This is a genomic window from Leisingera sp. CC-HEC093 (genome assembly GCF_059429195.1).
This window is the reverse complement of record NZ_JCAIJR010000003.1, coordinates 21561-37365: the sequence shown is the minus strand read 5'-3', so window position 1 is coordinate 37365 and position 15805 is coordinate 21561. Positions and strand designations below refer to the sequence as shown.

16 protein-coding genes are annotated in these 15805 nt (G+C 63.8%); 14 read left to right on the top strand and 2 right to left on the bottom strand.

All coding sequences use genetic code 11. The annotated features are described in order from the left end of the window. Window positions 1-97: 97 nt before the first annotated feature. A complete protein-coding gene (gene uraH / locus AC5STB_RS20930) occupies window positions 98-454 on the top strand; it encodes a hydroxyisourate hydrolase (RefSeq protein ID WP_027233834.1) in 357 nt (118 codons plus the stop codon). A gap of 79 nt (window positions 455-533) precedes the next feature. On the opposite strand, the gene AC5STB_RS20925 is transcribed toward uraH, so the two are convergent. After that, window positions 534-1442 (bottom strand): LysR family transcriptional regulator, encoded by a 909-nt coding sequence (locus AC5STB_RS20925; protein ID WP_495444797.1) that lies wholly within the window; start codon window positions 1440-1442, stop codon window positions 534-536. 104 nt (window positions 1443-1546) lie between these two features. Between AC5STB_RS20925 and AC5STB_RS20920 the strand changes: the two genes are divergently transcribed. Both AC5STB_RS20920 and AC5STB_RS20915 read left to right on the top strand, forming a co-directional pair. Continuing rightward, a complete protein-coding gene (locus AC5STB_RS20920) occupies window positions 1547-2806 on the top strand; it encodes a urate hydroxylase PuuD (RefSeq protein ID WP_495444796.1) in 1260 nt (419 codons plus the stop codon). Between the two features lie 292 nt (window positions 2807-3098). Continuing rightward, window positions 3099-3302: a hypothetical protein gene (locus AC5STB_RS20915; protein ID WP_291730169.1), complete on the top strand. Its 204-nt coding sequence runs from the start codon at window positions 3099-3101 to the stop codon at window positions 3300-3302. A 58-nt stretch (window positions 3303-3360) separates the two neighbouring features. On the opposite strand, the gene AC5STB_RS20910 is transcribed toward AC5STB_RS20915, so the two are convergent. Then, the gene (locus AC5STB_RS20910; RefSeq protein ID WP_495444795.1) at window positions 3361-4278 is read right to left on the bottom strand and encodes a LysR family transcriptional regulator; all 918 of its coding nucleotides are present in this window, start codon (window positions 4276-4278) and stop codon (window positions 3361-3363) included. A gap of 207 nt (window positions 4279-4485) precedes the next feature. On the opposite strand from AC5STB_RS20910, the gene xdhA reads away from it, so the two are divergent. From xdhA to AC5STB_RS20855, 11 genes are all read left to right on the top strand, one after another. Continuing rightward, a complete protein-coding gene (gene xdhA / locus AC5STB_RS20905; protein ID WP_495444794.1) occupies window positions 4486-5949 on the top strand; it encodes a xanthine dehydrogenase small subunit in 1464 nt (487 codons plus the stop codon). 12 nt (window positions 5950-5961) lie between these two features. Then, window positions 5962-8280 (top strand): xanthine dehydrogenase molybdopterin binding subunit, encoded by a 2319-nt coding sequence (gene xdhB / locus AC5STB_RS20900; RefSeq protein WP_495444793.1) that lies wholly within the window; start codon window positions 5962-5964, stop codon window positions 8278-8280. 3 nt (window positions 8281-8283) lie between these two features. Then, window positions 8284-9177 carry a xanthine dehydrogenase accessory protein XdhC gene (gene xdhC / locus AC5STB_RS20895; RefSeq protein ID WP_495444792.1) on the top strand — a complete coding sequence of 298 codons (894 nt, stop codon included), beginning with the start codon at window positions 8284-8286 and terminating at the stop codon, window positions 9175-9177. A gap of 31 nt (window positions 9178-9208) precedes the next feature. Beyond that, the gene (locus tag AC5STB_RS20890; RefSeq protein WP_495444791.1) at window positions 9209-10804 is read left to right on the top strand and encodes a SulP family inorganic anion transporter; all 1596 of its coding nucleotides are present in this window, start codon (window positions 9209-9211) and stop codon (window positions 10802-10804) included. A 63-nt stretch (window positions 10805-10867) separates the two neighbouring features. Next, on the top strand, window positions 10868-12166 hold the full coding sequence (guaD, locus tag AC5STB_RS20885; protein WP_495444790.1) for a guanine deaminase: 1299 nt from the start codon (window positions 10868-10870) through the stop codon (window positions 12164-12166). A gap of 925 nt (window positions 12167-13091) precedes the next feature. Beyond that, window positions 13092-13376, top strand: a complete 285-nt coding sequence (locus AC5STB_RS20880; protein WP_495444789.1) for a hypothetical protein — start codon at window positions 13092-13094, stop codon at window positions 13374-13376. 182 nt (window positions 13377-13558) lie between these two features. Beyond that, window positions 13559-13744: a PLDc N-terminal domain-containing protein gene (locus tag AC5STB_RS20875; RefSeq protein WP_495444788.1), complete on the top strand. Its 186-nt coding sequence runs from the start codon at window positions 13559-13561 to the stop codon at window positions 13742-13744. A gap of 125 nt (window positions 13745-13869) precedes the next feature. Then, window positions 13870-14367, top strand: coding sequence for a hypothetical protein (locus AC5STB_RS20870; RefSeq protein WP_495444038.1), 498 nt, complete (start codon window positions 13870-13872; stop codon window positions 14365-14367). Beyond that, on the top strand, window positions 14354-14755 hold the full coding sequence (locus AC5STB_RS20865) for a phage holin family protein (RefSeq protein ID WP_495444039.1): 402 nt from the start codon (window positions 14354-14356) through the stop codon (window positions 14753-14755). The genes AC5STB_RS20870 and AC5STB_RS20865 overlap by 14 nt, the downstream gene beginning before the upstream one ends. Further along, window positions 14742-15476 carry a hypothetical protein gene (locus tag AC5STB_RS20860; protein WP_495444787.1) on the top strand — a complete coding sequence of 245 codons (735 nt, stop codon included), beginning with the start codon at window positions 14742-14744 and terminating at the stop codon, window positions 15474-15476. The genes AC5STB_RS20865 and AC5STB_RS20860 overlap by 14 nt, the downstream gene beginning before the upstream one ends. A gap of 79 nt (window positions 15477-15555) precedes the next feature. Beyond that, window positions 15556-15756 carry a hypothetical protein gene (locus AC5STB_RS20855; RefSeq protein ID WP_495444786.1) on the top strand — a complete coding sequence of 67 codons (201 nt, stop codon included), beginning with the start codon at window positions 15556-15558 and terminating at the stop codon, window positions 15754-15756. The last annotated feature ends 49 nt before the right edge of the window (window positions 15757-15805 follow it).

Sequence of the window (15805 nt, the reverse complement as noted above, 5' to 3'; positions counted from 1 at the left end):
TTCAGTATATTTTTGAAAGAACTTTTTGACTCTTCCTTCTGTATGCGTTGGCCTGAACCACGCATACCTAGGGAAACGGAATTGAGAGGAGGCTGGAATGGCCGGATTTCTGACCACCCATGTGCTGGACACCGCCCGCGGCTGCCCGGCGGAAGGGCTGAAGATCGACCTTTACCGGATCGAAGGCAAGGAGCGCATTCACCTGCGCAGCCTGACCACCAATGACGACGGGCGCACCGATGAACAGATCCTGCCCGCAGGTGAATTCGCCACCGGCACTTATGAGCTGGTGTTCCACGCAGGCGGTTATTTGCGCGCCACCGGCCAGGCCGGCGCCGACCCGCTGTTCCTGGACGAGGTGCCGCTGCGCTTTGGCATGAGCGAGGCTGACAGCCACTACCACGTGCCGCTGCTGCTGTCGCCCTACGGCTACTCCACCTACCGCGGCAGCTGAGCCGCACTCCCTGACATAGCTCTCCTCCCGCTTGGCATCTGCCGGCGGTGCCCGTCCCGGGAAACCGGGGCGGGCTTTTTCATTCCGAGGGGAGGGACGCCTGGATGTGGTCCACCATGAAATCCATGAACAGCCGCACCTTGGGGTCCTGGTGGCGGCGGTGGACATAGAGGCAGGCCATCTGGATCGGGATCGGCGGCTCCTCTGCCAGCACCGGCACCAGCCGGCCGGAGGCCAGGTGTTCCGAAATCTCAAACACCGGCTTCAGGATGATCCCGTGCCCGTCCAGCGCCCAGCTGGTCAGCACGTCGCCGTGGTCGGACTCAAACGGCCCGGTGACAGTCACCCGCTTGACCCCGTCCTGGCTGCGCAGCGGCCATTGGAACTCCGGCGCGCCGGGGTAACGCAGGTTCAGGCAGTCATGCGCCTCGGTCTTCAGCTCGTCGCTGCTGTTCGGCCGGCCGCGCCGCTTGATGTACTCTGGCGCCGCACACAGCACCCGCGGGCAATCAGCGATTTTACGGATACGCAGGTTTGAATCCTCCGGCACGCCCAGGAAAAACGCCGCATCCAACCCCTCTGCTGCCAGATCCAGCTTGCGGTCCGACAGCCGCAGCCGGATCGAAATCAACGGATAGGCTTCGTTGAACTTCGGCACTGCCGGCGCAATCAGCCGCTGCCCCAACCCCAGCGGGGCCGCCACATAAAGGGTGCCGCGCGGCGTTTGCGTCACGCTGCTGATATCGGCCTCGGCCTCGTCCACCGCTTCCAGTATCTTGACAGCACCATGATAGAACAGGTTGCCTTGTTCTGTGGGATTGAGCAGCCGGGTGGTGCGCTGGAACAGCCGCACATTCAGGTGATCCTCCAGCTGCGAAATCCGCGACGATGCCACCGCCGCCGAAATCCGCATGTCGCGCGCGGCGGCAGACATATTGCCAAGTTCATAGACGCGGACGAAGGTGCGGATGTTGTCGAGATAGGCCATTCACGTATTCTTTGTGTTATTTTGAAACAGCTTGGGTTTTTTACCTAATACATGAAAATAACACCATGCTCTAGTCTCGGATCAAAGCTTATGAGGAGAGAACAATGGAAGAGCTTGTGATCATGTGGGACTGGCTGGGCTTTGCGGTCCGCTGGCTTCACGTCATCACCGCCATTGCCTGGATCGGATCATCCTTCTACTTCGTCGCGCTGGACCTTGGCCTGCGGAAAGTTCCGCATCTGCCGGTCGGCGCGCATGGCGAGGAATGGCAGGTCCATGGCGGCGGTTTTTATCACATCCAGAAATACCTGGTGGCGCCGGAAAACATGCCGGAGCATCTGATCTGGTTCAAATGGGAAAGCTACGCGACCTGGCTGTCCGGCGCTGGCCTGCTGATGATCGTCTATTGGGCGGGCGGGGAGCTGTACCTGATCGACTCGACCAAGGCCGATCTGGCCCTGTGGCAGGGCATCCTGATTTCCGGCGCATCGCTCAGCATCGGCTGGCTGGTCTACGACTATCTGTGCAAATCGCCGCTGGGGGAAAAGCCGACCTTCCTGATGGTGCTGCTGTTTGTGCTGCTGGTCGCCATGGGCTGGGGCTACAACCAGATTTTCACCGGCCGCGCGGTGATGCTGCACCTGGGTGCCTTCACGGCGACCATCATGACGGCAAACGTCTTTTTCATCATCATGCCGAACCAGCGCATCGTGGTGAAGGACCTGCAGGAAGGCCGCACACCGGACGCTAAATATGGCAAGATCGCCAAGCTGCGGTCGACACACAACAACTACCTGACGCTGCCCGTTGTGTTCCTGATGCTGTCGAACCACTACCCGCTGGCCTTTGCCACCGAGTACAATTGGCTGATCGCGGCGCTGGTGTTCCTGATGGGCGTGACCATCCGCCACTACTTCAACAGCAACCACGCGGGCACCAGCAACCCGACCTGGACCTGGCCGGTGACCGCCATCCTGTTCATCGGGATCATGATCCTGAGCCAGGCGCCGCTGCAGCAGGACACCTACGAAGAGTCCGAGGCGCGGGAGCTGAACAAGTCCGAGCAAGTGTTTGCCAGCAATCAGCATTTCGAGGACGTGATGAATGTGGTGCCGGGCCGCTGCGCCATGTGCCACGCGCGGGAGCCCTACTATGACGGCATCCGCCGCGCGCCCAAGAACGTGCTGCTGGAAACTCCGGCCGATGTGGCGAAATACGCCAAGGAAATCTACCTCCAGGCCGGTGCCACCCATGCGATGCCGCCTGCCAATGTGACCTACATGGAGGACGAGGAGCGCGCCCTGATCCGCCGCTGGTACGGCAGTGCCTCCAAGGACCTGCCGCTGACGCTGGCTGCGAACTGACGCAAAAGCACCCCGCCTAACCAATGGCCCCGCCCCCAAAGGCGGGGCCATTTTCCGTCCGGCACCATCCGTGCACCGCCCGTGCAGCATGGCGATGGAACCAAACAGCCCTGCCGTGTGTTATACTGGCACAGGGTGCGCCCATTTGCGCCGGATCTCCGGGGCCTTCCGGCCTGTTCAACCACAGTGCCAATCCCTTTCGGGCACCCTTCACCCGGCAGCACAAGCCGGGGACTGGCCGTTTGGGACCGCGGCAAAACTGCGGGATTTGGACGTTGAAGGAGGTAACACGATGTTTGGGAAAACTATCGCCATCGGATTTGCACTTTGCACCACACTTGCGGCCTGCGGTGACACCACCGGCGAGCGGCTGGTCTATGGCGCCGGCGCCGGCGCTGCTGGTGCTGCTGTGCTGGACGCAAACCTGGTGACAGGTGCTGCTGTCGGGGCTGCGGCCAACCTGGTTTACTGCGAGGAAAATCCGCACCGCTGCTAACGCGAGAACCCTCGTTATTGAGAGGCGGGCCAGCGGTGCCCGCCTTTTTCTTTGGCGCCTATCCGCCCGCGTCGCTGCGCCGGAAGGCAGCCAGCCCATGTTTCACTGCGTAATCGACAAACAGCCGGATCTTGGGATCCTGCAATTTCCGGTGCGGGTAAAGGCAGCCGAAAATCGTCGGCTCTGGCGGGGTGTCCGGCAAAACCTCCACCAGCGCGCCGCTGCGCAGGTGCGCGGCCACGTCAAAGCGCGGCTTGTTGACGACGCCGCGCCCGTCTAGAGCCCACGCAGTCAGCACATCGCTGTCGTCGGCATCATACTTTCCCGACACTTCCAGCTTGCGAGGCCCCTCCGGCGTTACCAGCGTCCAGTAATATTCGGGTGAGCGCGGGTAGCGCAGCAGCAGGCAATTGTGGCCGGTCAGCAGATCCTCCGGCAGCTGCGGGGTGCCGTGGCGCTCCAGATAGTCCGGCGCGGCGCACAGAACACGGGTGCAATCTGCGATCTTGCGCATCTTCAGGGTGGAGTCATGCGGGGTGCCGATAAAGAACGCCACATCCAGCCCGTCGGCCAGTATATCGACCTTGCGGTCCGACATCCGCATGCGGATTTCGGTGGCCGGGTAGTCCTCGACGAAACCCGGCACCAGCGGTGCGATGATGCGGCGGCCCACGCCCAGCGGCGCGGTCACCCGGATTACCCCACGCGGCGCTTCAGAGAACTGCGAGACCACCGCCTCGGCGTCCTCAATCGATTCGAGAACCTTCTTGGCCTCGGCATAAAACAGCTGCCCGACCTCGGTTGGTGTCAGCGATCTCGTGGTGCGGTTGAACAGACGGACGCCAAGGTGCTTTTCAAGCTCCTTGATCCGTTTGCTGGCAACTGCCGGGGTCAGCCGCAGATCCCGCCCGCCAGAGGTGATGCTGCCCAGTTCAACGACTCGGGTAAAGACCCGCAGAGATTCCAGATAAGACATGGTTCACAGACCTTTACGGGGCGCATCTGCGGCTTGCACAAAGCGGTGGCAGGCGGCAAATACGCCGGTTCCGGCATCTATTAGCTTAATCATTTTCAACAAGGTGTTGAAAGCCTTTCGCGATTGCGGCCGTTAACCGTGGCAGTCAGACAAGGTAAAAATAACATAAGCGGGCCAGCACGGCCCCACAGACATTCGGGAGGCCCCATGGCACATCAAACCGGCATACGCTTTCTTCTGAACGGCAAGGACATTGTGCTGGAGGACGTGAAGGCGACCACCACCCTGCTGGATTTCCTGCGGCTGGAGCAGCGCCTGACCGGCACTAAGGAAGGCTGCGCCGAGGGCGACTGCGGCGCCTGCACCGTGCTGGTGGGCCGTCTGCAGGGCGGCGCGCTGCGGTATGAGGCGGTGAACGCCTGCATCCGCTTCCTGGCGTCGCTCAACGGCTGCCATGTGGTGACGGTTGAACACCTGTCCGGCCCCAAAGGCCGTCTGCATCCGGTACAGCAGGCGATGGTCGAATACCACGGCAGCCAGTGCGGCTTCTGCACCCCCGGCTTTGTGATGTCGCTTTATGCGCTGTGGATGGAAAACCCGCAGCCGAACGAGGCCGAGGTGGAAACCGCCGTGCAGGGCAACCTGTGCCGCTGCACCGGTTATGAGCCGATTGTGAAGGCGGCACTTGCGGTGAATCAGTACGGCACCCCGGCCAATGACTACCTGACCACCGAGCGCGACAGCCTGACCGCCAAACTGAAAGCGATCCAGCCCGAGGCCCGCGTCGTGACCGGCCCCGAGGACGACCGCGCGATCCTGCCGCTGGATGCAGCGGATCTGGCAGAGGTGCTGGCCGAGAACCCCAAGGCGACCATCGTGGCAGGCTCCACCGATGTGGGCCTGTGGGTAACCAAGTTCATGAAGCCGATCTCTCCGGTGGTGTTTGTTGCCCACCTGGAGGATCTGAAGGCGGTGGAGCTGACCGATGATGCGCTGACCATCGGTGCCGGCGTCACCTATACCGAGAGCGAAGCGGCGATCCGCGATGCCTTCCCGCACCTTGGCCCCTTTTGGGACCGCATCGCCGGCTGGCAGGTGCGCAACATGGGCACCATTGGCGGCAATATCGCCAACGGCTCGCCCATCGGGGACACGCCGCCGGTGCTGATCTCCTTGGGTGCCGAAGTGACGCTGCAGAAAAAAGGCGGCTCCCGCACCCTGCCGCTGGAAGACTTCTTTATCGACTATGGCAAGCAGGACCGGGAGCCGGGCGACTTTGTGGCCTCGATCCGCATTCCGCAGCCTTCGAACGGACAGATCGACGCCGCCTACAAGATCTCCAAGCGCCGGGACGAGGATATCTCCTCGGTCGCCGCCGGGGTCAGCGTGACCGTGAAGGACGGCACGATCACTGACGCCCGCATCGCATTCGGCGGCATGGCGGCAACGCCCAAGCGCGCCGCTGGTGCCGAGGCCGCACTGGTCGGCCAGCCCTGGGGCGAGGCCGCGTTTGACGCAGCCGCCGAAGCGGTGAAGCAGGACTTCACCCCCTTGAGCGACTGGCGCGCCTCTGCGGAATACCGCGCGCTCACGGCCAGCAACTTGCTGCGCCGCTTTTACCTGGAACATGACGCGGAAACCGCCGGTGCCGTCCGGCTGGCCGTCGCCTGAGGAGGATTTGCGATGAAAGACCATCAGACCATCAGCGGCGCCGTACACCATGACCGCCAGCACGACAGTGCAATCAAGCATGTGACCGGCCGCGCCGAATACACCGACGATATCGCCGAACCCTATGGCACGCTGCATGCCTATCTGGGTGTGTCCACCGTGGCGCATGCCAACATCAAACGTATTGACCTGTCTGCCGTGCGCGCCGCACCCGGCGTGGTGGATGTTCTGACTGCCGATGATATCCCCGGCGTCAACGACATCAGCCCCACCGGCAAGCATGACGAGCCGGTGTTCCCGACCGGGAAGGTCGAATTCCACGGCCAGCCGATGTTTGCGGTGATTGCCGAAACCCGCGACGCCGCGCGCCGTGCGGCTGAGCTGGCACAGGTGGACTATGAGGTGCTCCCCCACGCGCTGGACCCCGTCCAGGCGCAGGAAGCCGGCTATCCGATGATCACCGACCCGCTGAAGCTGGAGCGCGGCGATGTGGAGGCGGGCCGCAAGGGCGCATCGCACCGCATCAAGGCGCAGATGACCGTCGGCGGCCAGGACCACATGTATCTGGAAGGCCATATCGCCTTTGCCATCCCCGGCGAGGACGAAGACGTGACCGTGCATTGCTCCACCCAGCACCCGAGCGAAGCGCAGCATATGGTGGCGCATGTTCTGGGCGTGGCGAACAACGCGGTGACTGTCAACGTGCGCCGGATGGGCGGCGGCTTTGGCGGCAAGGAAAGCCAGATGAACCTGTTCTGCGCGGTGGCTGCAATCGCTGCGAAGAAGCATAACCGCCCCGTCAAGATCCGCCCGGACCGCGATCAGGACATGACCGCCACCGGCAAGCGTCATGACTTTGTGATCGACTATGACGTGGCCTTTGACGACGCGGGCCGCATCCAGGCGGTCGAGGGCGGCTTTGCCGCGCGCTGCGGCTATTCCTCGGACCTGTCGGGGCCGGTCACCGACCGCGCGCTGTTCCATGCGGATAACGCCTATTTCTACCCGAACGTGCTGCTGAAAAGCAGACCCATGAAGACCAATACTGTCTCCAACACTGCCTTCCGCGGCTTTGGCGGCCCGCAGGGTGTGGTCGCGGCGGAGCGGATGATCGAGGAGATCGCCTATGCCCTCGGCAAGGACCCGCTGGATGTGCGCAAGGCCAACTTCTATGGCGAGGAAGGCCGCGATCTGACGCCTTACCACCAGAAGGTGGAGGACAATATCCTCGACCGGCTGATCGGGGAGCTGGAGGAAAATTCTGAGTACCGCAAGCGCCGGGAAGAGATTGTCGCCTTCAACAAGGAATCGAAGATCATCAAGAAGGGCATCGCCCTCACGCCGGTGAAATTCGGCATCTCCTTCACCGCGACCTGGTACAATCAGGCGGGTTCGCTGATCCACGTCTACAACGACGGCTCAATCCACCTGAACCACGGCGGCACCGAGATGGGGCAGGGCCTCAACACCAAGGTGGCGCAGGTTGTGGCCGATGCGTTCCAGGTCGATTTCGAGCGCATCAAGATCACCAAGACCACCACCGAGAAGGTGCCGAACACCTCTGCCACCGCGGCCTCGTCCGGGTCGGATCTGAACGGCATGGCGGCGCTGGATGCGGCGGAGCAGATCATTGCCCGGCTGACCAAATTCGCGGCTGAAAAATATGAAGTGTCCGAAGCGGAGATCGAATTCCTGCCCAACCGTGTGCGCGTTGGCAGTGAAGAGATCCCCTTTGATACGCTGGTGAAAGAGGCCTATATGGCCCGCGTCCACCTGTCGGCTGCGGGGTTCTACAAGACACCGGAAATCCACTGGGACCGCGCGGCGGGCAAGGGGCAGCCGTTCTTCTACTACGCCTATGGCGCCGCCTGCTCCGAGGTGTCGGTCGATACGCTGACCGGCGAGTACCGGGTGGAGCGCACCGACATCCTGCATGATGTGGGTCGCTCACTGAACCCGGTGCTGGACAAGGGCCAGGTGGAGGGCGCGTTCATTCAGGGCATGGGCTGGCTGACCACAGAGGAACTGTGGTGGGACGGCGAAGGCCGCCTGCGCACCCATGCGCCCTCGACCTACAAGATCCCGCTGGCCTCCGACCGGCCGCGCATTTTCAACACGCAGCTGGCCCAATGGTCGGTGAACAAGAAGCGTACCATCAAGCGGTCCAAGGCCGTGGGTGAGCCGCCGTTCATGCTGGGCATCTCGGTGTTCGAAGCACTGTCGATGGCTGTCGCCAGCACCGCGGACTACAAGGTCTGCCCGCGTCTGGATGCGCCGGCGACGCCGGAGCGCGTGCTGATGGCCATCGAAACCCTCAAAGGGCAGGGCTGAGCCATGGCCCGCCGCCCCTCCCTCCAGGATTTTCTAGCCAGCCGCAAACATGTGGTGCGGGTCGCGCTGACCCGCGTTCGCGGATCCTCCCCGCGCGAAACCGGCACCTGCATGTTTGTAGCGGCGGAAGGCCTGTGGGGGACCATCGGCGGCGGCCAGCTGGAATATATCGCCATCGACCACGCCCGGCGGATGCTGAAGCAGGGTGTGATCAGCGACACGCTGGACGTGCCGCTGGGGCCGGAAATCGGCCAATGCTGCGGCGGCCGGGTGGAGATGTCGCTGGCGCAGATGCGCGAAGCCGACCGCGAAGATGCCATTGCCCGCCAGCAGGCCGAGGAACTGGCGCTGCCGCATGTCTATGTGATGGGCGCAGGCCACGTGGGCCGGGCGCTGGCAGATCTGTTCCAGCATATGCCGGTGCGCTGCATCCTGATTGACCAGCGCGCCGAAGAGCTGGCCCTGGCACAAGCGGATGTGGAAATCCGCCAAAGCGCAATTCCCGAGATCGACATTGCCACCGCCCCGGCGGGCAGCGCCTTTGTCGTTCTCACCCATGATCACGCGCTCGACTTCCTGCTTGCCTCCGCTGCCCTGCAGCGCGGCGATGCCGGTTATGTCGGCCTGATCGGATCGGCCACCAAGCGGGAGAAGTTCCGCCGCTGGTGCCGGAACAATTGCGACGGTCTGGGAACCGACCGTCTCATCTGCCCCATCGGGGCAGGCGGCAGCCGCGACAAGCGGCCCAGCGTCATCGCGGCCTTCGTGGCGGCGGAAGTGATCGCTGATTTGACCTCTGAAACTGCCGCGTCCGCTCCAGCACGGAGCAAGGAATTGCCCCAAACGGGCAAGCAACCGGACGCAGAGGGAGACACGGCTGGAGCAAACAGCCGTTAAGGACTGCGTCCTCTGATAGGAGGAGGCCGCCATGACCACAGGGCGGAGCTATACGTACAAACTGTTCGCGCGGAATGACTTCAGTGCATTCTGGGCGCTGTTCACCGACAACCTGATCAACCTGATCGTGCTATCTGGCATCTGTCAGTTTGTGTTCAACATGCCGGCGGACATCGTGTTCGGCCGCATTGTGCCCGGCGCCGCAGTGGCGATCCTGGCCGGTATCGCGGTCTACACCTGGCTGGCCAAGCACACCGCCGAGAAAGAAGGGCGCGACGTGACCGCGCTGCCCTATGGCATCTCGACCCCGGTGATGTTCGTCTATCTGTTCGGCGTGATCGGACCGATCTACTGGTCGACCAATGACGCCATGCTGGCCTGGCAGGTGGGTATCGGCGCGGGCTTCATGGGCGGCATCGTCGCCGGCCTTGGCGCCATCGTCGGCCCCTGGCTGAAACGGGTGACCCCGCGCGCCGGCATGCTCGGCACCCTGTGCGGCATCGCGCTGGTGTTCATCGGCACCGTGCCGCTGGCGACGATCTTTGAGGATCCGTTCATCGGCTTTGCCTCGATGATCATCATCCTGTGGGGCCTGGTGGGCCGCCACCGGCTGCCGTTCAACATCCCGGCGGGCCTTTTGGCGCTAATCGTCGGCACCGTTGTGGCGCTGGCGATGGGCAAGGCCTCGGTCTCGATTGAGGGCGTCGGCGTCTACCTGCCGGTTCCTTACTTTGGCGACCTGGTTGCAGGTATTCAGCATCTGTTTGCCAACCCCGAGCTGTTCCTGGTGCTGGTTCCGGTGCAGATCTACAACTTCATCGAAACCATGAACAACGTCGAAAGCGCCGAAGCGGCAGGCGACCACTACCCGGTGGCCCTGTGCCAGGTGACCGACGGGGTCGGCACCATGATCGGTGCGGTGTTTGGCTCGCCATTCCCGACAACCGCCTATATCGGCCACCCCGCGTATAAGCGGATGGGCGCGCGCTCCGGCTATATCATCGGCGTTGGCCTGGTGATCCCGATTGCAGCCTTCTTTGGCCTCCTGGCGTTCCTCAACACCCTGATCCCCGTGGCCGCTGCCGCACCGGTGCTGGTGTTCGTGGCGCTCAGCCTGGTGACCAATACTGCGCATTCGGTGAAGACCGACCATATCGCTGCGGTGACCATTGCGATGATGCCGCATGTCTCTGCCTTCCTGGTGATCAAATGGGGCGCACTGGCCGGCGCATTGGGCGCACTGGGCGCCACCGGTATGGCACAGCTGGGCGATCCTGAACTGACCGCAGCACTGCTGCAGCAAGGCGCGCATTACGAAGGCCATCTGGCGCTCAGCCAGGGTGCGATCCTGACCGGTCTGATCTGGGGTGCCATCGTGGCCAGCGTGATCGACGGCGATTTCCGCAATGCGGGCGGCTTTGCCCTGGCGGCGGCGGTGATGTCGCTGATCGGCGTGATCCACTCTGCCAGCCTGCATTGGCCCGAATTCAGCGGTGTTGCCATGGGCTACCTGATCGCTGCCGGCTTCCTGTTTATCTATCCGATCTTTCACAAGGCGGATGTGCAGGAAGAAGCTGAAGGCGACGGTATCAAACCGCATGTGCCGCATCTGCCGGCAGGCGAATAATCCAACCCGACAAGGGGCAGGGGGCCGCGCGCCCCCTGCCTGCGAACCAAGGACATCAAAGACATGACATCGAAACAGACGCTGCTGCGCGGCCGGGTGCTGAGCTTTACCGCCGAACCGCAAGGGGCTGAGGACACCAGCGCCTATGAGTTCATCGAAGACGGCGCGCTGCTGGTCGCGGACGGCATGATCCTGGCCAAGGGCAGTTATGATGCGCTGGCCCAGCAGGCGGCAGAGGCGCAGGTGATCGACCACCGCCCGAACATCCTGATGGCCGGTTTCATCGACACCCACCTGCATTTCCCGCAGGTGCAGGTGATCGCCTCCTGGGGCTCGCAGCTGCTGGAATGGCTGAACAACTACACCTTCCCTGAGGAGGTCCGGTTTGCCGAAGCCGGCCACAGCGCTGAGATGGCGGGGCATTTCTTTGACTTGCTGACCAGCCACGGCACCACCACCGCCGTTGCCTATTGCTCAGTCCACAAAACCTCCGCCGAGGCCTATTTCTCCGAGGCCGCACGCCGCAACATGCGGATGATCGGCGGCAAGGTGATGATGGACCGCAACGCGCCCGAGGGCCTGCTGGACACGCCCGTAAGCGGCTATGACGACACCAAGGCGCTGATTAAAAAATACCACGGCAAGGGCCGCGGCATGTACGCGATCACCCCGCGGTTTGCCATCACCTCCACCCCGGATCAGATGGAAATGGCCGGCGCGCTGGTGAAGGAGCACCCGGATTGCTACGTCCAGACCCATCTGTCGGAAAACCACGATGAGATCGCCTATACAGCAGAGCTTTATCCGCAGGCCCGGGACTATCTGGACGTCTACCAGTCCTATGGGCTGCTGACGGAAAAGATGCTTCTGGGCCACTCGATCCACCTCAAGCCGCGGGAAATCGATGCGCTGGCGGAGACAGGCGCGAAACCTGTGTTCTGCCCGACCTCCAACCTGTTCCTGGGCAGCGGGCTGTTTGACGACGCAGGCCTGCGCGCGCGCGGCATTACCAACGCCATTGCCACCGACATCGGCGCGGGCACCAGCTATTCGATGCTGCAGACCCTGAACGAGGGCTACAAGGTCCTGCAGCTGCAGAACCAGAAACTGCACCCCTTGCGCGCTTTCCACTGGATCACCCGCGGCAATGCCGTTGCGCTGGGGCTGGCGGACAAGATCGGCACGCTGGACGCCGGAACCGAGGCCGATATCGTGGTGCTCGATTCCCGCGCCACCCCGGCGATGGACCTGCGGATGCAGCGGGCGGAAACCCTGTTCGAGGAGCTGTTCATCCTGCAGACCCTGGGTGACGACCGCTCAATCGCACAGACCTATGTTGCGGGTAAACCGATGAAGGGCTGACTGTTCTGCCAGGAAGCCAGACCCTTGAGCGCCCGCCAAACCAGACCGCACCCGCGCCGCAGGCATCCGTCTGCGGCGGCTTCTTGCGCCATTCACTTAACATAACCCGCATTACAGGCTGAAAATTCCAGGCCAGGCTCCGGTTAGAGCCTGGCCTGAGGACATCGCGGGCTACCGCCGGTTTTCCAGTCCTGGCACGAGGTAAGGGCCCATTCCCGGAGCGCCGGCGGAAACCCGCGATGTATCAGTATGCCGCCCCATCCGTTCTGTCAGAACATCCTGGCAAGCACGCCGTATCCGTTTGCCGCCAGGCGGCAGAATCCGGATCGTTGCCGGTTGCAAACGCGGCCAATTCGTAAAGGTTCCAGAAAAACTTCCATAGCTGGAACTTTTTTGCAGAAAACAGAAGCGATTTGCGGGCACAGCCCCGGTTTCATGCGCTCCATCAAGAAGCGAAGATCTCAACCCGCACGGCGTACACCCTGCAGGTGCCGCACGCGGGATTGCGGGCGGCCCGGCTGCCCCCGCCTGCAGGTGTTCCAGTCACTCAACAGGCAGATAACACCCCGATCCGGAAAACTGGAACTGGCAGACGCAGAAAGAGAACGCGAGGCAGCGGTCTTCGCCTCAGGGCTTCCTTTCTGATGCTCAAACGGCGGCCGAAAAAACACCAAAACTCCCGGAACCTTTTTGCAAGTCAGGCGTCTTAACTGGGATAGCAGCCTGCCGCTGCTTCTGGACCCGTCCCCTTCCGGTCCGCCGACTTCGCCCCCGCTGGATTCCTGCGGGGGCTTTTTCTTTTTGTGTTCATACGGATGCGGAAACCCGGCTTCGTCAGCCTTTATCGCAGCCCGGATAAAAAAAACGGGAACCCGCTCGCTTTGCCGTGCGTTGACCAGCCAATGCAACCCAAGAGGAACGTGTTATGAAGCCTTCCATTATTATCGCCGTCATTGCCGCTGTTGTTGTGCTGGCATTTGCAATTTTCATGATCGACATTGATCAGACCGAAGAAACCCGCATGCCGGACGTCGATGTCAGCGTCGAGGGCGGTCAGCTGCCTGAATTCGATGCCGACGTGGGCGATATTGAAACAGGCACCAAAGAAGTGACCGTGACCGTCCCTACCGTTGATGTCCAAAGCCCGGAAGAAGATGCAGCCGAAGAAGGCAGCGTGCAAGCCGAAGAAGACGCCGACAAGGAAAACTGATCCGCGCTCCCAGGCACCTTCCGCAGTTCGCAAAGCCGCGCCCGCAGCGCGGCTTTGCCGCGTTCAGACCTTGCCGAAAGACGGGTAAAAACAACAAAAATCAAGTATTTGTCCGACTACGGGAACCAAAGCCAGGCAGCGCGCGTTACTCATGCATACCGCTTAGGCAAAGGGAGAATATTATGGAATATGGTCTGATTGGCCTGCTGGTTCTGGCTGCCGACATCTACGCAATTATTCAGGTCCTGGGGTCCGGGGCCTCAACTGTTGCGAAGATCATCTGGGTGCTGGTCATCCTCGTCCTGCCGGTGCTGGGATTCATCGCCTGGCTGATCGCCGGCCCGCGGTCCTCTGCCGCGAGCATCTGAACCGTGTGTTCCTGACACCGCCCGGCCCGGCTCCAGCAGCCGGGCCGTTTTTGCTTCATCAGGGAACTTGCGGCCGCCCCCGCACGTTCCCCCTGTGACAGCCCGACAGCAGAAAGGCAGATGACATGACCGATACGTCCGATCTGGAACAGCAGGCGCGCAGCCAGGCCGCCGGTCTGGGGCGCCAGGCCAAAGGTGCCGTGGAGGAAAAACTCCGCGCAGGCGCCGGGGCCGCGCAGGCGCAGGCCGCCGGGGAGGTTCAAGCCACCGCCGAGGCCGCTGAGGCCGCGGCGCAGGCCTTTGATCCCGGCAGCATGCAGGCGCAGGCGGCCCAGGCCGTGGCCGGCCATCTGGAGGACGCCGCCCGCCAGGTGCGCAGCCTCGATCTGGAGGAAACCGTGCAGGAGGTGAGCGCCTTTGCCCGCCGCAATCCGCTGCTGTTCCTGAGCGCCGCCGCGCTGGCTGGCTTTGCCGCCACCCGCTTTCTCAAGGCGAGCGCGCCGCAGCCCGTAACGCCGCAGCCTGCCGCACCGCAGCCCGTTTCGCCGCAGCCCGTTTCGCCGCAGCCTGGCGCCGCCGCTGCCGCGCCGATCCATCCGGAGGCGCCCGATGCCGGATCCTGATCTGCGCCAGGCCCCCGAACTGTTCACCGAGACGCTTCGCCGTTTCGCCGCGCTGCTGCGCAGCGAGGCCGCCCTGGCCAAGGCGGAGCTGAAAGAGAACGCCGCCCGCGCCGGCACCGGGCTGGCGCTGATTGCCGGGGCTGCGCTGCTGGCGCTGGCCGGGGTGCATGTGCTGGCGGCGGCGCTGGTTGCCTGGATCGCCGCCGCGGGCCTTGCCCCCGGGCTGGCGGCGCTGATCGTTGGCGGCGCGCTGCTGGCGGCGGCGCTGGCGCTGGTGCTTGCGGGCCGGGCGCGGCTCAGCAGCGGCGCGCTGCTGCCCGGGCGCACGCTGCGCAACGTCAAACAAGATGCCGCCACGATCAAGGAGGCCGCTGATGCCCAGCACTGACACCCTCGAACAGCAGGTCGAAGCCGACCGCCGCCGCCTTGCCGCGTCGCTGTCCGGGCTGACCGGCGCGGTGGCGCCGCAGGCCGCGGCGCAGCAGATTGCCGCCGCCGCCAACGGCTATGGCGGCGAACTGGGCCGCCAGGCGATGGCCGCCGCGCGGCGCAACCCGGCCGGGCTGGTCCTGGCCGGCGCCGGGCTGGCGCTGATGTTCACCGGCACCGGCCGCCGCCCGCCCCGCGCAGCACCCGCCCCCGCGGCGGTGCCGCCCGCGGCCGCCATGGGCGGGTTTGACGCCCGCGTTGCGGCGGCAGACGCCGCCATCAAGAAGGAGATGACCGGGATGAGTGACGAAAACTTCCGCACCAGCAAGATGCGCGAGACCCTGAACGCAGGCCTGGAGGCGCTGCCCGATGCGGCCCGCAAACGGGTGCTGGCGGCGCGCACCGCCGCGCTGCAGGCGCAGGAAAAGGTCGAGGCCCAGGCCGCCCGGGCGGCGGCGCGCGGCCGCAGCTTCTATGACGACAACCCGCTGGCGGCCGGTGCGATCGCGCTTGGCCTTGGCGCCCTGATCGGCGCGCTGCTGCCCGCCACCCGCCGCGAGGACGAGCTGCTGGGCGCGCACCGCGACGCGCTGGCCGCCAAGGCCGAAGCCGCCCTGCGCGAGGAGATGGACCGCCTGCACAGCAAGGCCAGCGCACGGCTGGAAGCCGCCGGGCAATAGCCCGCGGCACCCCCTGGCGCAGCGCTGTGCCGTCACGGCCGGCGAACCGGAGGCCGCCAGCAGGCTGCTGCAACAGACCATGCTGGCAGCGCGCTGGCCGGGCATGCTGCTGACAGGCAATGTCGGTGTCAGCGTCCTTCACCAGCTTGGCCCCGACCGCCCTGCCGGCGACCGCACCTGGATGACCAATGGTGCGGTTGCCGCCTTGCCTGGTATGGTTTGCCGCCAGCGCAGCGCCCGGCACTTTACTCAGCAAATTAAGGAACTCTGCAGCCGCTGAGGCGTTCTCTATATGACGCCGCACTGCGGCGCAAATTCGCAGACACCAC